The 19054-nt window shown below is 63.3% G+C and carries 19 protein-coding genes; 11 read left to right on the plus strand and 8 right to left on the minus strand.

What is annotated here, in order from left to right; translation table 11 throughout:
- Positions 1 to 43: 43 nt before the first annotated feature.
- Entirely contained in the window at positions 44 to 256 is a 213-nt protein-coding gene (locus PU634_RS02060; RefSeq protein ID WP_306762417.1) for a hypothetical protein, read from the plus strand.
- 29 nt (positions 257 to 285) lie between these two features.
- Here the strand turns inward: PU634_RS02060 and PU634_RS02065 are convergent, their stop codons facing one another.
- From PU634_RS02065 to PU634_RS02075, 3 genes are read right to left on the minus strand one after another with little or no spacing between them, the layout of a single operon-like run.
- Positions 286 to 2238 (minus strand): acetoacetate--CoA ligase, encoded by a 1953-nt coding sequence (locus PU634_RS02065; RefSeq protein WP_306762418.1) that lies wholly within the window; start codon positions 2236 to 2238, stop codon positions 286 to 288.
- A complete protein-coding gene (locus PU634_RS02070) occupies positions 2235 to 3227 on the minus strand; it encodes a fumarylacetoacetate hydrolase family protein (RefSeq protein ID WP_306762419.1) in 993 nt (330 codons plus the stop codon). The genes PU634_RS02065 and PU634_RS02070 overlap by 4 nt, the downstream gene beginning before the upstream one ends.
- A 20-nt stretch (positions 3228 to 3247) precedes the next feature.
- Positions 3248 to 4387, minus strand: a complete 1140-nt coding sequence (locus PU634_RS02075; RefSeq protein WP_306762420.1) for a homogentisate 1,2-dioxygenase — start codon at positions 4385 to 4387, stop codon at positions 3248 to 3250.
- A 126-nt stretch (positions 4388 to 4513) separates the two neighbouring features.
- Here PU634_RS02075 and PU634_RS02080 point away from each other — a divergent pair, with 126 nt between their 5' ends.
- The 5 genes from PU634_RS02080 (at position 4514) to bfr (PU634_RS02100) (ending at position 7866) form a co-directional block, all read left to right on the plus strand.
- Positions 4514 to 4960 (plus strand): MarR family winged helix-turn-helix transcriptional regulator, encoded by a 447-nt coding sequence (locus PU634_RS02080; RefSeq protein ID WP_306762421.1) that lies wholly within the window; start codon positions 4514 to 4516, stop codon positions 4958 to 4960.
- Positions 4961 to 5021: 61 nt separating this feature from the next.
- Positions 5022 to 5414 carry a SpoIIAA family protein gene (locus PU634_RS02085; protein WP_306762422.1) on the plus strand — a complete coding sequence of 131 codons (393 nt, stop codon included), beginning with the start codon at positions 5022 to 5024 and terminating at the stop codon, positions 5412 to 5414.
- Positions 5415 to 5553: 139 nt separating this feature from the next.
- Entirely contained in the window at positions 5554 to 6717 is a 1164-nt protein-coding gene (locus PU634_RS02090) for a CehA/McbA family metallohydrolase domain-containing protein (protein ID WP_306762423.1), read from the plus strand.
- Between the two features lie 204 nt (positions 6718 to 6921).
- On the plus strand, positions 6922 to 7386 hold the full coding sequence (bfr, locus tag PU634_RS02095; protein WP_306762424.1) for a bacterioferritin: 465 nt from the start codon (positions 6922 to 6924) through the stop codon (positions 7384 to 7386).
- Positions 7387 to 7398: 12 nt separating this feature from the next.
- Complete coding sequence (gene bfr / locus PU634_RS02100) at positions 7399 to 7866, plus strand: bacterioferritin (RefSeq protein ID WP_306762425.1); 468 nt, start codon at positions 7399 to 7401, stop codon at positions 7864 to 7866.
- Between the two features lie 43 nt (positions 7867 to 7909).
- On the opposite strand, the gene PU634_RS02105 is transcribed toward bfr (PU634_RS02100), so the two are convergent.
- The 4 genes from PU634_RS02105 to PU634_RS02120 all read right to left on the minus strand — a co-directional run bounded on the left by PU634_RS02105 (position 7910) and on the right by PU634_RS02120 (position 12851).
- Positions 7910 to 9355: a helicase HerA-like domain-containing protein gene (locus PU634_RS02105; RefSeq protein ID WP_306762426.1), complete on the minus strand. Its 1446-nt coding sequence runs from the start codon at positions 9353 to 9355 to the stop codon at positions 7910 to 7912.
- A 107-nt stretch (positions 9356 to 9462) separates the two neighbouring features.
- The gene (gene putP, locus PU634_RS02110) at positions 9463 to 10959 is read right to left on the minus strand and encodes a sodium/proline symporter PutP (RefSeq protein ID WP_306762427.1); all 1497 of its coding nucleotides are present in this window, start codon (positions 10957 to 10959) and stop codon (positions 9463 to 9465) included.
- A gap of 161 nt (positions 10960 to 11120) precedes the next feature.
- Entirely contained in the window at positions 11121 to 11882 is a 762-nt protein-coding gene (locus tag PU634_RS02115; RefSeq protein ID WP_306762428.1) for a helix-turn-helix domain-containing protein, read from the minus strand.
- Between the two features lie 99 nt (positions 11883 to 11981).
- Complete coding sequence (locus PU634_RS02120) at positions 11982 to 12851, minus strand: LysR family transcriptional regulator (RefSeq protein WP_306762429.1); 870 nt, start codon at positions 12849 to 12851, stop codon at positions 11982 to 11984.
- Between the two features lie 135 nt (positions 12852 to 12986).
- Between PU634_RS02120 and PU634_RS02125 the strand changes: the two genes are divergently transcribed.
- Both PU634_RS02125 and fghA read left to right on the plus strand, forming a co-directional pair.
- Entirely contained in the window at positions 12987 to 14111 is a 1125-nt protein-coding gene (locus PU634_RS02125) for an S-(hydroxymethyl)glutathione dehydrogenase/class III alcohol dehydrogenase (RefSeq protein ID WP_442604705.1), read from the plus strand.
- A gap of 129 nt (positions 14112 to 14240) precedes the next feature.
- A complete protein-coding gene (gene fghA / locus PU634_RS02130; protein WP_306762430.1) occupies positions 14241 to 15077 on the plus strand; it encodes an S-formylglutathione hydrolase in 837 nt (278 codons plus the stop codon).
- Positions 15078 to 15113: 36 nt separating this feature from the next.
- Here the strand turns inward: fghA and cysQ are convergent, their stop codons facing one another.
- On the minus strand, positions 15114 to 15911 hold the full coding sequence (gene cysQ / locus PU634_RS02135) for a 3'(2'),5'-bisphosphate nucleotidase CysQ (RefSeq protein ID WP_306762431.1): 798 nt from the start codon (positions 15909 to 15911) through the stop codon (positions 15114 to 15116).
- A gap of 152 nt (positions 15912 to 16063) precedes the next feature.
- Between cysQ and PU634_RS02140 the strand changes: the two genes are divergently transcribed.
- Genes PU634_RS02140 through PU634_RS02150 form a run of 3 tightly spaced genes read left to right on the plus strand, consistent with a single transcriptional unit; the run spans position 16064 to position 19016 of the window.
- A complete protein-coding gene (locus PU634_RS02140) occupies positions 16064 to 17002 on the plus strand; it encodes an HlyD family secretion protein (RefSeq protein ID WP_306762432.1) in 939 nt (312 codons plus the stop codon).
- The gene (locus tag PU634_RS02145; RefSeq protein WP_306762433.1) at positions 16999 to 17925 is read left to right on the plus strand and encodes an ABC transporter ATP-binding protein; all 927 of its coding nucleotides are present in this window, start codon (positions 16999 to 17001) and stop codon (positions 17923 to 17925) included. The genes PU634_RS02140 and PU634_RS02145 overlap by 4 nt, the downstream gene beginning before the upstream one ends.
- Positions 17922 to 19016: an ABC transporter permease gene (locus tag PU634_RS02150; protein ID WP_306762434.1), complete on the plus strand. Its 1095-nt coding sequence runs from the start codon at positions 17922 to 17924 to the stop codon at positions 19014 to 19016. The genes PU634_RS02145 and PU634_RS02150 overlap by 4 nt, the downstream gene beginning before the upstream one ends.
- Positions 19017 to 19054: the final 38 nt, after the last annotated feature.

Genomic DNA, 19054 nt, shown 5'->3' on the forward strand with positions numbered 1-19054 from the left:
CTTCGGCCGTTATTCTGTTTCCTTACCGGAATTCACGTCATTAATGAACGAACACATAGAGTCGACTCAGGATCTGCAGGACAAGTATTACTGGCTGCGCAAGTTTCGCATGGCCAAAAATGACAAGACCCTGGAGCGCATGGTCTCCCGGGCCATTGACGATCATCATCAGGAATCTTCGGTGGTGGCGGCCATCTACCTGGCCGAATGCCAGCGTGAGCGCGAGCTGAGTCTGGGCCGCTACCTCGACAGCTGAGCCCTGTCGCAGAGCCGAGGTAGCCGGGCCTACAAATCCAGCTCCGGCCGGTTTTTAAACTGTTCCAGCGCTTCCGGGTTGGCCAGCGCTTCCAGGTTTTTCACCGGCCGGTGATGCACCACGTCGCGCACCGCCAGCTCCACCAGCTTGCCCGAGCGGGTGCGGGGCACATCATTCACCGCCAGGATCAGCGCCGGCACATGGCGGGGCGAGCAGGCTTCTTTCAGCCGTGTGCGAATGGCCTCACTCAGCTCATCCGTCAATGCATGGCCCGGTGCCGGCTGCACAAACAGCACCAGGCGCTCGTCATTGCCCCGGCGCTGGCCGATCACCACCGACTCGACGATTTCCTCAAAGCGCGCCAGCTGGCGGTAAATTTCGGCGGTGCCGATGCGTACCCCCCCCGGGTTGAGCACCGCATCGGAGCGGCCGTGAAACACCATGCCGCCTTCGAGGGTTTGGGTCACAAAATCGCCGTGATGCCATACCCCGGGCCAGCGCGCCCAGTAGGCATTGTGGTAGCGACTGCCGTCGGCGTCGTTCCAGAAGCCCAGCGGCCGGTTGGGAAAGGCATTGCAACACACCAGCTCGCCCGGCTCGCCGGTAACGGCCAGGCCTTCGTCATTAAATACCCGCACGTCCATGCCCAGTCCCGGCCCCTGGCACTGGCCCCGGTATACCGGGCTGAGGGGGTTGCCGAGCACAAAGCAGCCGCAAATGTCGGTGCCGCCGGAAATGGAGGCCAGCAACAGTTCGCTTTTGATGTGCCGGTAGACGAAATCGAACTGCTCCGGCGCCAGCGGTGAGCCGGTGGAGCACAGGGTACGCAGCGCCCCCAGGTGCACTGTCCGGGCCGGCTGCAGGCCGGACTTTTCCAGCGCTTCCAGATACCTGGCCGAGGTGCCGAACAGGCTGACCTGCTGCTCGCTGCACCATTGCCACAGCCGGCCGGCGTCGGGATAAAAGGGGGCGCCGTCGTAAAGCAGCAGGGTGGCGCCAGAGGCCAGTGCCGAGACCAGCCAGTTCCACATCATCCAGCCGCAGGTGGTGAAATAAAACACCCGATCCCGAGGCTGAATATCGCAGTGCAGCTGGTGCTCCTTGATATGGTTGAGCAGGGTGCCGCCGGCACCGTGCACCATGCACTTGGGCTTGCCGGTGGTGCCGGAGGAATAGAGTACATACAGCGGCGCGTTAAAGGGCATGGAATGAAACCGAAGGGGCGCATGGGCATGGCTGGCCAGTATCTCGGACCAGGGCGTGATGCCTTCGGGCGAAGGCGCGTCGTTCAGGCAGGGCACTTCCACGCGGTGGCTGAGGCTGGGAATGGCCGCCATGATGGCGCCGGCGCGAGCACGGCTGTCGTGGGCCTTGCCGTTATAGCGGTAGCCGTCGGCGGCAAACAGCACTTTGGGTTGAGTCTGGCCAAAGCGCTCAATCACCCCCTCGGCGCCGAAGTCCGGCGAGCAGGAGGTCCATACCGCGCCCAGGCTGGCGGTGGCCAGCATGGCCACCAGGGTTTCCGGCAGGTTGGGCAGAAAGCCCGCCACCACGGTGCCGGGCTGCACGCCGGCCTGATCCAGCCAGGCCGCCACCGCCGCCACCTGTTGCTGCAGCTGATGCCAGCTCAGGGTGCGTGAGGTACCGCCTTCGGTGAGGGCGATCATCGCGGGCTCGTTGAGAGGTACCCGCTCATGAGCCAGCAGGTTTTCGGCAACGTTGAGCCGGGCCTCGGGAAACCAGATCGCGTGCTCGGCATCACCGGGGTTGGCCACGGTCAGGCTGCCCCGGTGGCCGATGATGCCGGCAAAACGCCACAACTGGTGCCAGAACAGATCGGGGTAGTGCACCGACCAGGCATGCAGGGCGGCGTAGTCGTCAAATGACAGCCCCAGCTCCCGCTCCAGCCGTTTCATGAAGGCGTGCAGCAGGCTTTGCTGCACCCGTGCGGGCGAAGGCGTCCACAGCACAGAGGCACTCATGCCGCCGGCCCCCGGTAGCGTACCAGTTGCTGATCGATGGCGCCGAAAATGGAGTGACCGTCGTCGTCGAGCATTTCCAGGCGAACCCGATCGCCAAAGCGCATAAAGGGAGTGCTGGCGCTGCCGGTGCTGATGATTTCACGGGTGCGGCGCTCGGCAATGCAGCAGGCGCCGGTGGTTTCATCCCGGTTGGAGACGGTGCCCGAGCCGATGATGGTGCCGGCGCCCAGCCGCCGGCTCAGGCAGGCATGGGCAATCAGCCGGTCAAAGCCAAAGGTCATGTCGGTGCCGGCATGGGGGGCGCCGAACAGGGTGCCATTCAGGCTAACCTGCAGCCGGTGCTGCACCCGGCCCTGGTGCCAGTGGTGGCCCAGCTCGTCGGGAGTGACCGCCACCGGCGAGCAGGAGGTGGCGGGCTTGGACTGGAAAAAGCCAAAGCCCTTGGCCAGCTCCGCCGGGATCAGATTACGCAGCGATACGTCGTTCACCAGCATCAGCAGCCGCACATAAGGCAGGGTGTGGCGTTCCCCGGTGCCCATGGGCACATCAGCGGTGATCACCGCCACTTCCCCTTCAAAGTCGATGCCCCAGGCTTCGTCGGCCAGGGCAATGTCGTCGCGAGGGCCGAGAAAGCCGTCGGACATGCCCTGGTACATCAGCGGATCGCTCCAGAAGTTGGGCGGCATCTCGGCGCCCCTGGCCTTGCGCACCAGCTCGATATGGCTGACATAGGCACTGCCGTCGGCCCACTGATAGGCCCGGGGCAGGGGCGCGGCGCAGGCCTCGGGATGGAAGTCAAAGGCGTGCTGGTGCCCGTTCCGGTTCAGTTGCTGGTAAAGGGCGCGCAGGGGCCGCTCGCATTCGTCCCAGTGGTCGAGAGCGGCCTGCAGGGTGGGAGCCACCCCCTCGGCGCTGCAGGCCCGGCGCAGATCCCGGGACACCACCACCAGGCTGCCATCGCGTCCTTGCTTGAGTGAGGCCAGTTTCACGCTTTCCTCCTTGGTTCGCACTATGTGGCTTGAGTCGCACCTTGCCAGGAATGCACATAATCGGTGTTTTCCACCCCCGGCGGCAGTTCGGCCAGGTGCAGGGGCTGACGGCTGTCGATCATCACCGCCACCTCATCGGTTTCGCGGCGGCTGGCCTGGTTGCCGGCGGCCAGGGCCTTGGGATGGGGGCCATGGGTAAAGCCGCAGGGGTGCCAGGTGATCATGCCGGCGTCGATATTGTCGCGGCTGAAAAAGTTGCCCTGGTGATAAAAGATCACCTCGTCGTAATCGTCGTTATTGTGGAAAAAGGGCACCTTGAGCGCGCCGGGGTCCGACTCCATGGGGCGGGGCACAAAGGTGCAGATCACGAAGTCGTCGGCCACCCAGGTGCTGTGGGCCGAGGGTGGCAGGTGATAGCGGTGGCTCATCAGCGGCCGTATGTCCCGCCAGTTGAGCCTGAGTACGGTGAGATCCCCCTTCCAGCCAATGGCGTCCAGCGGATTGAACGGATAGGTGATGGTGTTCAGTTGCCCCCGGGCCTTGAGCCTGACCTGCCACTCGCCGGGGGCTTCGGCCTGGCGGGCAAACTCGTCGTCGAGGTGCGGATGATCCAGCACACCGGGATCAAAAATGGCATGGCGCCCCGCCGGGCCCCGATCGGCCAGCCGGTAGCTGCCATGGGTGGCCTCGATCATCAGCAGGGTGACCGGCTCGGCGGGCTCAATGCGCCAGCTGGTGGCGCGGGGCAGCACCAGATAGTCCCCTTCACGGAAGGGCAGCCGGCCATAGTCGCAGAACAGCACGCCGCGGCCCCGGTGCACAAACAGGCAGTCGTCGCCGTCGCCGTTGCGCACCAGGTGATCCATGGCGGTCCGGCAGCACCACAGGCGAAGGCTCAGGCGTTCGTTATAGAGCAGCGGGGCGGCATCCCAGGGCGAAGGCCCCGGCGTGGGCAGCCGGTTGGTGTCGAGGGCGCGGGGGCGCAGCGGTCCGTCCCACTGGCTCCAGCCGGTGGGTGGATGACGGTGATACATGTGGCTGGCCGGGCCAAAGAACCCGTCCTTGCCGATTTCCCGTTCAAAGCTGCCGGCGGGCAGGTCGCAGTGGGCCTGGCGCGCGTACTCCCCTTCCTGCAGGGGAAAGGACACTCTGTCTTTCATCCCGGCCTCCCGTCTTGAACATTACCCTACTCACTATAGCCTTCTTGCCGTGTTGTGGCGGCCCCTTAAAGCGTTGGCGGAAAATGGTTACACTGCGTACCTTCACGGAGCGACAGGAGTGACCCCATGGATGACAAGGACGAGTTTGAACTGGAACGCTTTCTTCCCTACAAACTGATGCAGGTGGCGGAGCGGGTGAGCAGCGAGCTGGCGGTGTTTTACCGCAAGGAATTCGGCATTACCCGGCCCGAATGGCGGCTGCTGGCGGTGCTGGGTCAGGGCAAGGCCCGCATAGCCCGCGAGCTGGTCGAGCTGACCTGCATGGACAAGGTCAAGGTATCGCGGGCGCTGCAGGGGCTGGAAGACAAGGGGGTGATTCGGCGCAGCCCCAGCCCCGGGGATCAGCGCGCTGCCCGCATTGCCCTGACCCGGGAGGGCCTGGCGTTGTATCGGCGCATGGTCCCCAGAGTGCTGGAATGGGAGGCCCGGCTGGCTCAGGGGTTGCCGGAGAGCGACACCCGTGCCCTGCTCGGCTCTCTGAATCTGCTGTTGGAGCGGCTGGATCGCATGTAACCCCGGGGGAGACGAGCAGGCTTATACTTACAGCCACACTCACCGGTTAAAGGAAGAGATCATGCTCAACGCACACGGAATGGAAGTGGAGATCACGCGGCAGGACGACCATACCCTGCGCCTGCACCTGCGTATTTTCGGTGATATCGCCTATGACGACTTCAGGGAAATGGAGCGGCATCTGGAGCGAGAGCTGGCCACCATGGAGCAGCCACGGATTCTCGCGCTGGTGGACCTGACCGGCTTCAGTGGCTGGGAGGCGCGGGCCTTCTGGGAAGACATTCGCTTTACCCAAAAGCACGGCGACGAATTCAGCCGGCTGGCCATTGTGGGCTGCAATCTCAAGGAAAAGATCATGGCCACCCTGGTGGACTGGTTCATGCTGGGCAGCCAGGTGGAATATTTTGAAAGCCGCCGCGAGGCCGAGGCCTGGCTCGACGGCGAGCAGCCCTGACGACCGCTTTGGTCGCAGGAGCGTGCCGGGACTCGGGTGTCGCCACGGGCGGCCCGGGTATTCCCCGGCGGGCTATTGAGATTCGGCCGCAAGCTGGCAGAATTCATGGCGTTTTCCATTCATTTCGGGGTGTTTATTTATGCGCTTTTATCAAACCGGGCTGACCCTGCTGGCGGCGTTGGTCCTCTCCGCCTGTGCCTCGAGGGGGGGCGATGCCGGCCTGGCTTCCGCCACTCTGGAGCTGACCCGTGGCCCCACCTTTATTGAAGGTGGCAATGCCCGTGGCGAGCAGGACATTACGGTGCGCACACCGCACTTTGCCTTTGCCGTCAGCGCCGACAGCGGCGCCCTGGTGGATCTGGCGCTGGTCAGCAACGGCCGTTACGGGCCGGATCTGGTGCAAAGCCTCGACGTGGTGCCCGGCGAGGGCGAGCTGGCGCCGGCGCACCTTCGGGTGGTGGAGCAAAACGAGCGCCGGCTGGTGATTGAGCTGGAGCGGCGCTGGCATGGCCAGCCGGTGCTCAGCCGTTACGAGGTGAACCGGGATGACGCCGGCATTCGGCTGTCCGCCCGGCTGCCTCAGGGCGAGGCCCGTTTGGCCGGCTACCGCCTGCTACGCAACGAGGCCGCCGCGCCGCTGGCCGCCGGCTACAATGACATGCCCAACATGGTGCAGGCCCACTGGACCGCGGCCAGCCTGCACAATGAACTGGGCATTTTGTATAAAAGCGATGATCTGCGCCAGCAGCGCAAGGGCGGCGAGGTCAGTGCCTGGCTCAGTGCCGGTTCACTGGGAGCCCTGAGTACCGACAAGCCGTTGTATGCCGGCCAGGGCCAGGCCGAGCTGGCGCTGCTGGAGCTGAGGCCGGTGACCGAGGGTTTTGAGGCACGGCTGCAGGCCCTGCGCCAGCGCTGGAGCCGGGGGGAAAAGGTGTATCTGGGCGGAGGAAACGGCAAGCTGTATGCCTACACGCCCAAGGGCCGGCTCAGCGCCGACTTTGCCAGTGCCGCCAGCCAGGGCCACAGTTTCCTGAGCTTTGGCCCCCAGGTGTATCCGGTGACCACCAACTTCGGCGGTACCGCCAAACCTTTCAGTGAAAGCCAGGTGGAATTCCGCTCCGACATCGGCCTGGCGCGGGCCGAGGTCTGGCTCGACGGCAAACAGGTGGCCGGCTGGAAAATCAACGGTGCCAAGTGGTTCAGAACCGGTGTGCCGGTGCCGCCCAACCACACCTGGATGCAGTGGGTGGTGGAAGACCGCGAGGGCAAACGGGCCTACTCCAACCCCATCTGGATCGAGTAACCCCTTGTATTCTCAGCAGGCCGGCCATGCCGGCCTCTTTTTTTCGGCCCGGCCGTGGCGGCGAGTGCAGCAAAAGGGTAAATGGTATTCGTTCTTGTTTCCAGTTAAGTTTAATTAAATCAGTAACTTATATTTGCACTGCATTTGAAAAAATCCCCACGGGAGTCTATCCTTAAGCCCATTATTCAAAGGGGAGAAGTGGTTATGAAAGGCGACAAGAAAGTCATTGAGTACCTCAACCAGGTACTCAGCATCGAACTGACCTCCATCAACCAGTATTTTCTGCATGCCCGCATGTTCAAGAACTGGGGGCTCAGCCAGCTTAACGAGCGGGAATACAAAAAGTCGATCAAGGACATGAAACAGGCCGATGAGCTGATTGAGCGCATTCTGTTTCTGGAAGGCCTGCCCAACCTGCAGCACCTTAACCGGCTGCGCATTGGCGAAAACACCGAAGAAATGCTCGGTTGTGACCGCCAGCAGGTGGAAGAGCAGCTGCAGGTGCTGAAAGAAGCCATCGCCTATTGCGAGTCGGTGCAGGATTACGTGTCCCGCGAGCTGCTGTGCGGACTGGAAGAATACGAGGAAGGCCACCTCGACTGGATTGATACCCAGCTCGACCTGATCGGCAAGATCGGCCTTGAGAATTACCAGCAGTCACAACTGTAACGGAGCCAGAACATGAAAGGTAACCAGCAAATTATTGCCGCACTTAACGAGCTGCTGGCCGGCGAGCTGAGCGCCATGGATCAGTACTTTATTCATTCCCGCATGTATGAAGACTGGGGACTGACCAAGCTGTATGAACGCATCGATCACGAATTTGAGGACGAAAAGGGCCATGCAGCCAAGCTGATTGAACGCATTCTGTTTCTGGAAGGCACCCCCGACATGGTCACCCGGGTACCGCTCAGTATCGGCAAGGACGTGCCCTCCATGCTGCAGAGTGATCTGAACCTGGAGTACAAGGTCATTGAGGATCTGCGCAAGGTCATGGCCCTGTGCGAAAAAGAGCAGGACTATCAGACCCGCGACATGCTGCAGGTGCTGCTGGCCGACACCGAAAACGATCACACTCACTGGCTGGAGCAGCAACTGGGCCTTATTCAGCGCATTGGCCTGCCCAACTACCTGCAGTCGCAGATGTAAGCCCTTCCCTTCGCACGCGTGGTCATTTTGCCTGCGCGTGCCGTTATTTCCCGCCCAGCAGGGATCCCAGCAAGCCGCGTGCCAGGCGCTGTCCCAGCTGGCTGCTCATGCTGCGCAGGGCGCTCTTGGCCATGCTTTCCAGCAGTGAGTCCGCTTGTCGCCGCGCCGGTGCCGGAGCTTGCGGCGCTGTCTCGGCCGGGGTGGCCGCCAGCCGCCGCGCCAGCATTTCAAAGGCCGAATCCCGATCCAGGCTTTGCTCGTAGCGGCCAGCCAGGGGCGACTGTTGCAACCTGAGCCGGCGCTCGTCCGCACTCAGGGGGCCAATACGGGATTCCGGCGGACAGATCAGGGTGTGCTGCACCATGGTGGGGGAGCCTTTTTCGTCCAGCACCGAGATCAGGGCCTCGCCCACGCCCAGCCGGGTGATGGCGGCCTGAGTATCAAACGCCGGATTGGGCCTGAAGGTGCGGGCCGCCGTGCGCACAGCCTGCTCGTCCTTGGGAGTAAAGGCGCGCAGGGCGTGCTGAATGCGGTTGCCGAGCTGACCCAGTACCGGCTCGGGAATGTCCTGCGGACTCTGAGTAATGAAGTACACCCCCACGCCTTTGGAGCGGATCAGCCGCACCAGCTGCTCCACCTTGTCGAGCAGGACCCGGGGGGCGGTATCGAACAGCAGATGAGCCTCGTCGAAGAAGAACACCAGCTCGGGCCGCTCGCCATCGCCCCGCTCCGGCAGGTTTTCAAACAGCTCGCTCAGCAGCCACAACAGCAGGCTGGCGTACAGGCGCGGCCTTTGCATCAGCCGGCGGGCGTCGAGAATGCTGACCACGCCCTGGCCGGAAAACTCCCGTTGCATCAGATCCGGCAGTTGCAGTGAGGGCTCGCCAAAAAAGTGTTCGGCCCCTTCCTGCTCCAGCACCAGCAGACGCCGTTGAATGGTGGCCAGGCTGTTGGCGGGCAGGTGGCCGTAGCGTGGCCCCAGTGCCTTGCCGTTTTCCATCACCCAGCCCAGCAGGGCGCGCAGATCCTTGAGATCCAGCAACAGCAGACCCTCGTCATCGGCAATGCGGTAACAGGCGTACAGCAGGCTGGTTTGGGTGTCGTTCAGAGCCATAGTGTTGGCCAGCAGCAGCGGCCCCAGCTCGGACAGGCTGGCCCGCACCGGGTGGCCGCTTTCGCCGAACAGATCCCACAGCAGGGTGGGCACAGCGCGGGGCTGGTAATGTGAGTATGACAAGAGCGCCAGCCGCTCGGACACCTTGCCGCTGGTGCCGGCGGCGGCTGCCAGCCCCGACAGATCGCCCTTGGCGTCGGCCACAAACACCGGGGTGCCGGCGCGGGAAAAGCCTTCCGCCAGTCGTTGCAGGGTCACGGTTTTGCCGGTGCCGGTGGCGCCGGTGATCAGACCATGGCGGTTGGCCATGGGCAGGTACAGCTCAACGGGCTGCTGCGCCCGGGTGCTGCCAAGATAGAGGCGGGGGCTGTTCATGGGTGGTGTCCGTTAACGGGAAGAACAGCCACAAGCTTAGCCAATGGCGTCAAAAAAGCCCGGCGAATAGCCGGGCTTGTATCACCACACCAGGATGGTTGACTTGCTCAGTCCATGGTTTCGAGCTGCTGCCGGTAGCGGTCGAAGCGGGCGGTTACCGACCGGGAGGCACCACCGGTCAGTACACTGACCAGTACGATGGCCACCGAGGCAAACACAAATCCGGGCACGATTTCATAGAGATCGAACAGGCCGCCGGACAGCTGCTTCCACACCACCACGGTCACGCCGCCCACCAGCACCCCGGCCAGGGCGCCGTTGCGGTTCATGTTGCGCCAGTACAGGCTGAACAGCAGGGCCGGGCCAAAGGCGGCACCAAAGCCGGCCCAAGCATAGGATACCAGCCCCAGTACGGTGCTGTCGGGGTTGAAGGCCAGGAGCAGGGCGATGACCGACAGCGCGATGACCGCGAAACGGCCCACGTTGACGATGCTTTCCGAGCTGGCGTCGGGTTTGAACACCCGCTTGTAGAAGTCTTCCGCCAGCGCCGAGGACGACACCAGCAGCTGGGAGTCGGCGGTGCTCATGATGGCGGCCAGAATGGCGGCCAGCAGAATGCCGGCAATCACCGGGTGGAACATGGCGTTGACCAGCACCATAAAGATGGTTTCGCTGTCGGCCAGTTCACCGCCCAGGTGCCGGTTTACATACAGCAGGCCCACCATGCCCACCAGCACGGCGCCGGCCATGGACAGCAGGCTCCAGCTTACCGCAATGCGGCGGGCGGTGGCGATGTCGCGGTTGCTGCGGGTGGCCTTGAACCGCGCCAGAATATGGGGCTGGCCGAAATAACCCAGGCCCCAGGCGGCCAGTGACGCAATGGCGATCAGCGACAGCGGCTCGCCCTGCATGTCGTTCCACAGGGTCAGCAACTCGGGGTTGATGGCGGACAGATCCTGGCCCAGTTGCGTCAGATCGCCGTTCATGGCGGCCACGGGCACGATCAGCAGCGCCGCCGCCATCAGCAGGCCCTGTACCAGATCGGTCCAGGATACCGCCAGAAAGCCGCCGAACAGAGTGTAGGACACGATGCACACGGTGCCGACCACCACCGCAATCTGATAATCCAGGCCGAACACGGTTTCAAACAGCTTGCCGCCCGCCACCAGGCCGGAGCTGGTGTAGAACAGGAAAAACAGCAGAATAAAAAACGCCGACAGGGTCTGCAGCAGTTTGGAGCCGTCTTCAAAGCGGCGCGACAGATATTCGGGTATGGTCAGGGCATTATTGGTTTCAATGGTGTAGGTGCGCAGCCGCTTGGCACAGAACTGCCAGTTGGCCCAGGTCCCCAGCAGCAGGCCGCCGGCCAGCCACAGTGATTCCATGCCGGCGGCATAGGCATAGCCGGGCAGGCCCAGCAGCAGCCAGCCGCTCATGTCCGAGGCGCCGGCGGAAATGGCCGAAGGCCAGGGGCCGAGGGAGCGGCCACCGAGAAAGTAGTCGGCCGAGCTGGCGGTGCGACGGTAGGCATAGTAGCCGATGGCCAGCATGCCCAGCAGATAAACGATAAAGGTGCCGGTAATGGCGAAATTGGGCTCAATCATTCCCTGTTCCTCCAGGATGGATTCCTGATGTGCCCGTATCGGGCGAGTGATCCTTGGTTAAGGCTTTGTTACGGGCGAGGATGGTAGAGGCTGACCGGCTGCGCGTCTTTTGCAATGCTCCGGCATTTTTTAGGAAAACTCCGGTTGCGCTGTCGGTGTGATCATCTGTGCATTTTGCGGTAGCGGGCCGGCGACAGGCCATGGTGCCGACTGAATACCTGAGTGAACAGGCTCTGGCTGGAAAAGCCGCAGCGCTGAGCGATCTCGGCCAGACTGTGACGGCCATCGCTCAGCAACCGGCAGGCCTCGGCCAGTCTTTTTTCCAGCACATACTGATAGGGCGTGCGGCCGGTCTGCTCCCTGAACAGCAGATGGAACTGGCTTTCTCCCAGAAACACGCAGCCGGCCAGCTGGGCCACGGTGATCCTGCGGTGCAGATGCTGCCCGATGTAATCGTCGATCAGCTCCAGGTTGAGCGGCGGACGCCGGGGGCGGACCCGGGCCTCGGCCATGTAGCGCTGCAGCGCGCATATCAGGGTACGGGCGCAGGCCTGGCCGAGCAGCTCGTCTTCCGGGTGGCTGCGGATTTGCTGGCTCAGGGCCGATACCAGCCGCCGCGCTTCGGGTTGCAGCTGAAAGTAACGGGGCTGCTCAAACAGGTTGTACAGCCGCTCCTCTCCGCCCAGTGCAGTGCAGGGGGGCAGATTGACCACCAGTATGCTGTTGCGGCCCAGGCCACCAAAGGCATGATCCTGTTCGGAGGCCACCAGGCAGCCCTGGCCCGGGCCGAGCAGGCTGCCGTTGCCGGCAATGTCGAACTCGGTTTGCCCGTTGAGGCCGATCACCATCTGGTTGTAATGGTGCTGGTGCACGGCCATTTCGGCGGGCAGGGTCAGAATTTCACAGGACTTGAACAGGGACATGGTGACTTCCTTTCGGCGGGATGAGCTGTCTGGAATTTTGCCAATTGTATACTTGGCACTCGCGTAAAGTCAGCCGGGCTTCGCTCGGCACCCTGTCTATTAGCCCAGCTGCTCTACCAGATAATCCACCAGCAGCCGCACCCGGGGCGACAAATGGCGGTTGTTGGGATACACCACCCAGACGCCGTCGTCCGGCAGCCGGTATTCGTCCAGCAGGCTCACCAGCCAGCCTTTTTCCAGCTCGTCGGTGACGTAGTAATCGGGCAGTTGCACTATGCCCAGCCCCTTGATGGCAGCGTCTTTCAGCGCCAGCCCCGAATTGCAGTGCCAGCCCGGTTGCAGCCGAAAGGTCCGGGGCTTGCCTGCCTCCACAAAACGCCAGTGATCCACGGTGCCCGCCAGGCAGCGGTGCCGGCTCAGTTCGGCAATGTGCCTGGGGGTGCCGTAACGGGCTAGGTAGTCGGGGGCGGCGCACAGATACTGGGTGCGCCGGGCCAGCTTGCGGCACATCAGGCTGGAGGAGCCGAGGGTGCCCAGGCGAATGGCCAGATCAAAGCCTTCCTGCACCAGATCCACCGTCTGGTTGGTGAGCACCATGTCGAGTTTGAGCTCGGGATAGCGCAGCAGAAAGTTGTTCACCAGCGGCGCCAGAAACTGCTCGCCGTAATACACCGGGGCGGTAATACGCAGCCTGCCTGCCGGGTTGCCTTCCATCGCCATCACCAGCTCTTCGGCCGTCTGTAGTTCGTCCTGCACCCGGCGCACCTGGCGGTAGTAGAGTCGTCCGGTTTCGGTGAGGTTGAGCTTGCGGGTGGTGCGGTACAGCAGCTTGGCCCCCAGGCGCTTTTCCAGCTGGTTGATGCGCCGGCTGACGTGTGCCACCGACACGTTCAGCTGGCGGGCGGCGGCGGTAAAACTCTCGTTTTCCACTACACTGATGAACTCGTTGATGCCTTCCCAGTGGGTCATTGTTGCTCACAGGTAAAAATCATTTGCCTTGCTGAGCATTATCATCGGAAGGGGCTGTAATACAATAGCCGGCATTGTAGGCCCGCATAAATCGGGGCTTACCCTTTTTTAATGTTCAAAAAACAGGAGCCAACCATGGAAATGATGAAAACCCGCGCCGCCGTCGCCTGGGAGCCGGGCAAGCCGCTCAGCATTGAAGAAGTGGATCTGATGCCGCCCCAGAAAGGTGAAGTGCTGGTGCGCATTGTGGCCACCGGGGTTTGTCATACCGACGCCTATACCCTGTCCGGCGACGACGCCGAGGGGGTGTTCCCCGCCATTCTGGGCCACGAAGGCGCCGGCATTGTGGAAGCCGTGGGTGAGGGCGTGACCAGCCTGCAGGTGGGCGATCACGTGATTCCGCTCTACACCGCCGAGTGCGGTGAATGCAAGTTCTGCAAGTCCGGCAAAACCAACCTGTGTCAGGCGGTGCGCGCCACTCAGGGCAAGGGCCTGATGCCCGACGGTACCACCCGTTTCTATAAGGACGGCAAGCCGATTTTCCACTACATGGGCTGCTCCACCTTTGCCGAGCACACCGTAGTGCCGGAAATTTCCCTGGCCAAGATAAGCAAGGAAGCGCCGCTGGAGAAGGTGTGCCTGCTGGGCTGCGGCGTGACCACCGGCATGGGCGCGGTCAAGAACACCGCCAATGTGCAGGAAGGCGACACCGTGGCCGTGTTTGGCCTGGGCGGTATCGGCCTGGCGGTGATCATCGGTGCGGTGCAGGCCAAGGCCAGCCGCATCATTGCCATCGACATCAACGAAGACAAGTTCGAGATCGCCAAAAAGCTGGGGGCCACCGACTGCGTCAATCCGAGCAAGTTCGACAAGCCGATCCAGGATGTGATCGTGGAAATGACCGACGGCGGCGTGGACTTCTCCTTTGAGTGCATCGGCAACGTCAAGGTGATGCGTTCCGCCCTCGAGTGCTGCCACAAGGGCTGGGGCGAGTCGGTGATCATCGGTGTGGCTCCGGCCGGCGCCGAGATCTCCACCCGTCCGTTCCAGCTGGTGACCGGCCGGGTCTGGAAAGGCTCCGCCTTCGGCGGCGTAAAAGGCCGCTCCCAGCTGCCCGGTATCGTGGAGCAGTATATGAACGGCGAATTCGAGCTGGACACCTTCATCACTCACACCATGGGCCTGGACGACATCAACCATGCCTTTGACCTGATGCACGAAGGCAAGTCCATTCGCTCGGTGATCCTGTACGACAAGTAAGTTCAGGCCTCTTCCAGGCCGTCATTCCCGCGCAGGCGGGAATCCATGACAGCGGCGCTGCGCCGTAAAATGGGCCCCTGCCCTCGCGGGGGCGACGGCAAGATGTCATCGTTTTACAAGGGCGCTTCAATGCAACTGGTACAAGAACAAAAGTGCTTTGGCGGTCGCCAGATCCGCTATCGGCACGACTCCCACACCCTCAACTGCGGCATGCAGTTTTCCGTGTTTCTGCCGCCGCAGGCCGAGCAGGGGCCGGTGCCGGCGGTGTACTGGCTGTCGGGGCTGACCTGCACCGACGAGAACTTTTCATCCAAGGCCGGCGCCCAGCGGGTGGCCGCGATGCTTGGGCTGGCGCTGATCATTCCCGACACCAGCCCCCGGGGCGACGGCGTGGCCGACGACCCTGAAGGCGCTTACGATCTGGGTCTGGGGGCGGGCTTTTACGTGAATGCCACGCAAGCACCCTGGAACAAGCATTATCACATGTACGACTATGTGCTGAGCGAGCTGCCGGCGCTGGTGGAAAGCGAGCTGCCCCTCAATGGCAAACGCGCCATCAGCGGTCATTCCATGGGCGGTCATGGTGCCCTGGTGCTGGCGCTGCGCAACCCCGAGCGCTTTGTGTCGGTGTCGGCCTTTGCGCCCATCTCCAACCCCACCGACTGCCCTTGGGGCCACAAGGCTCTGAGTGCCTATCTGGGTGAAGACCAGGCCGCCTGGGCCGAGTACGATGCCAGCCTGCTGCTGAAGGCAAAAGGCAGCTCACTGCCCATGCTGGTGGATCAGGGCGAGGCCGACAACTTCCTGGCCGAACAACTCAGGCCCCAGGCGCTGCAAGCGGCCGCCGAAGAAGCCGGCGCCGAGCTCGAGCTGCGCCTGCAGCCCGGCTACGATCACAGCTACTACTTCATCGCCAGCTTTATTGAAGACCACCTGCGTTTTCATGCCCGGCACCTTGGGGCGTAAGTAACCGGAGCGCAGGCTGGCAGCCTGCGCTCCAATTCAGCCGAACAACTCCGGCCAGTTCACCTCATTGTTCCCCAGCACCAGAAAATACGGATTCAGTACTTCCTTGGTATTGGCGTAGCTCAGCGGCTCGCCGTTCAGCTGCAGCACCCGGCCGCCGGCCTGCTCTACCACACACTGAGCGGCGCCCGTGTCCCACAGCGAGGTCGGCCCCAGGCGCGGATACACATCGGCCTTGCCTTCCGCCACCAGGCACAGCTTGAGTGAACTGCCCATGGCCACCAGCTCGTGCTCACCCAGCTTTTCCAGCAAGGCCGGCAACTCGCCCCCGGCATGAGAGCGGCTGCCCACCACCCGCCAGGGCTGGTCACTTTTATGCTCTGCCACGGCAATGGCCACCGGGGCTTCATCGCCTTCATATCTGAACGCCCCCAGGCCTTCAGCAGCCATATAACCCACGTCCAATGCCGGCGCATACACCACCCCCAGCACCGGTCTGCCGTGCTCAATCAGCGCAATGTTGACGGTGAACTCGCCGTTGCGCTTGATAAACTCCTTGGTGCCGTCCAGTGGATCCACCAGCCAGTAACGGCCCTCGGCATCGGTCCCGGCAAAACCGGCTGTGTCTTCTTCCGAGAGCACAGGCGCCTGCAGCGGCAGCCGGGCCAGGCCGTTTACAATAATGTGATGGGCGGCGGCGTCGGCCTCGGTCAGCGGAGACTTGTCTTCCTTTTGCTCAATGGAGAAGTCGCGGCCATAGATTTCCATAATGGCGGCGCCGGCCTCACGGGCCAGGGCATCGGTCTGGTTAAGCAGTTCCTGAGTGATGGGCATTGAAAACTTCCTTTTCCTGCAAACTGGGCTCGTATGGCCGGCTATGTTACCCGGATTGCCGCCGAACTGCATGCGGGGCTGACCTGGCGCAAGTCATTGCTACCCCGCCTCGGCTAAGCTGAAACCATTAATTTCATTGGAGTCCTACCTATATGTTCCGTTTGCTGGTAATGGGCTGCGGTGTGCTGCTGGCCGGCTGCCAGCCCGCCGGGCCGGCGCCCTGGCTGGGCACGCTGGAGCGGGATCGCATCGAACTGCTGGCGCCCGCAAGTGAGCGGGTGGTGGCGCAACCGGTGGCGGAAGGAGACAAGGTGAGCGCCGGTACCCTGCTGGTGCAGCTGAACCCGGAGCGCCTGCAGCTTGAGGTAAACCGGCAACAGGCTCATTTGCGCCAGGCCGAGGCGGAATTGGCGTTGTTGCGGGCGGGCAGCCGGGCGGAAGACATTGCCGCAGCAAAGGCGGAGCTGGAACAATTGCAGGTGTTGTTGCCGGAAGCCGGCCGCAATCTGGAGCGTGTGCGGATACTGGCCAGGCGTGAGCTGGCCAGCCAGGCAGAGCTGGACAGAGTGCAGGCGGCGTTTGATCGCTTGCAGGCGCAAGCGGAGGCGGCGCGCCAGCGGTTAAGCCGGGCCGAGGCGGGCAGTCGGTCACAGGAGATAGATGCCGCCGAGGCGGCGCAGGATGCCCGTCAGGCCGGGCTGGCGCTGGCCCGGTTTCATCTGAATGAACTCGCCATTGAAGCCAGTCGCGATGGCGTGGTGGAAAGCCTGCCCTACCGGGTGGGCGACAGGGTGGCGGCGGGCGCCGTGGTGGCGGTGCTGGAAACCGGCACCGCGCCTTATGCCGAGGTCTATGTGCCGGCACCGGCGCGCACCGGGCTGCACATTGGAGGTGTCATGCGGGTATGGGTGGAAGGCGAGCCCGAACCCTTTGCAGGAACGCTAAGCTGGGTGGCCAGCGAGCCGGTATTCGGCCCTTACTATGCCCTGAGCGAGGGCGAGCGCAGCCGGCTGATGTATCTGGCCCGGGTGCAGTTGCCGCCAGAGGCCGCGGGCTTGCCTTCCGGGGTGCCGGCTCAGGTGTCGCCATGAGTGCGCTGGCCATTGAAACGCACCAGCTTACCCGGCGTTTTGGCGAGCTGGTGGCGGTAAACCGGCTCGATCTCGCCATTCCAACCGGCACCATTTACGGCTTTCTCGGCCCCAACGGCAGTGGCAAGTCGACCTGCCTGCGCATGCTTACCGGTTTGTTGCTGCCCAGCGATGGCCGGGTAACCGTGCTGGGGCTGCCGGTGCCGAAACAGGCCGAGGCCCTGCGCCGGCGGGTGGGCTACATGACCCAGCGCTTTTCCCTCTACGAAGACCTGTCGGTGCGGGAAAACCTGGCCTTTGTGGCCCGGGTGCAGGGCCTGGGCGGCCGCCAGGCACGGCAGCGTATTCATGAATTGCTGACTGCTCACGATCTCACGGCGCTGTCGGGTCAGCTGGCGGGATCCTTGAGTGGCGGCCAGCGCCAGCGGCTGGCACTGGCGGCGGCCGTGGTGCACAGGCCCGATTTGCTGTTTCTGGATGAGCCCACCTCGGCGGTGGATCCGGAAAACCGGCGCGACTTCTGGGAAAAACTGTTCGATCTGTGCGACAGCGGCACCAGCATAGTGGTGAGCACCCACTATATGGACGAGGCCGAGCGCTGCCATGGCCTGGCCATTCTGGAGAATGGCATCAAGCGGGCCGACGGCTCGCCGGAGCAACTGATGAACAATCTGGGCGCCACCGTGGTGGAAGTGCTTACCAGCGACCTGCGTGAGCTGAAACGGGCGCTGCTGGCGCTGCCCGGGGTGCAGTCCGCCGCCCAGCTGGGCCTGCGATTGCGGGTGCTGGTGGATGGCCGCATTGAACAGCCGGTGAACTGGCTGCGCGAGCAACTGCCTGCACGCCTGAGTGAGGCCGAGCTGATCCTGGTGCGGCCCAGCCTGGAGGATGTGTTTGTCAGCTGCACCGGAGGCCATTCATGAGCCTGGCCGTTCGTCTGCGCCGCATTCAGGCCATTATGGTCAAGGAGTTTCGCCAGCTGTCCCGGGACCGGCTCACCTTTGCCATGGTGATCATGGTGCCGCTGCTGCAGCTGCTGTTGTTTGGCTATGCCATCAACACCAAGGTACGGCATATTCCGGTGGCGCTGGTGGATCAGGCCCAAACCGGCGAGAGCCGGGCGCTGGCGGCGCGGCTGGAAGCCGGCGGTCTGGTGAGCTTTACCGAGCGTCTGGCCCGGCCGGCAGAGGCCGAATCGGCCATAGTGGCCGGGCGGGTGAGGGCGGCGCTGGTGCTGCCGGCGGATCTGGCGCGCCGGCGTCAGGATGAGCGCCCGCTGGGGCAGTGGCTGGTGGACGGCACGGATCCGCTGCTGGCCGGTGCCCTGCTGCGGCAGGCTTCCTTGCCGGAAATACCGCCACCGCCGGGGCTGAATGCGCCCTTTGCGGTGACCCTGCTGTTCAACCCGGAACAACGGGCAGCGGTAAACATTATTCCCGGGCTGATTGGCGTGATCCTTACCATGACCATGGTGCTGTTTACCGCCCTGGCGGTGGTGCGCGAGCGGGAGCGGGGCAACCTGGAGTGGCTGATCACCACCCCGGTCACCCCCATGGAGCTGATGATCGGCAAAATCGTGCCCTACATTTTTGCCGGCCTGGTGCAACTGGTGATCATACTGGCGCTGGGTGTTGCCTTGTTTGATGTGCCCATGAACGGCAGCCCGCTGCAGTTGCTGCTGGCCACCCTGCTGTTTATCGCCGCCAGCCTGGTGCTGGGGCTGGTGATCTCCACCCTGGCCCGCAACCAGCTGCAGGCCATGCAGATGACGGTGTTTGTGCTGATGCCCTCCATTCTGCTGTCGGGCTTCATGTTTCCCTACGAGGGCATGCCGGTGGCCGCCCAGTGGCTGGCAGAAGGCCTGCCCGCCACTCACTATATGCGCCTGGCCCGGGGCATTTTGCTGCGGGATGCCGACATTGCCACCCTGGCCCCCGATGCCCTCTGGCTGGCCGGCTTTACCCTGCTCGGCCTGGTTGTGGCCGCCCGTCGTTTTCATAAACGGCTGGATTGATTTGGCAGTCATTCCCGCGAAGACGGGAATCCATGAGC

Source organism: Oceanimonas pelagia (assembly GCF_030849025.1).
GTDB classification, from domain to species: domain Bacteria; phylum Pseudomonadota; class Gammaproteobacteria; order Enterobacterales; family Aeromonadaceae; genus Oceanimonas; species Oceanimonas pelagia.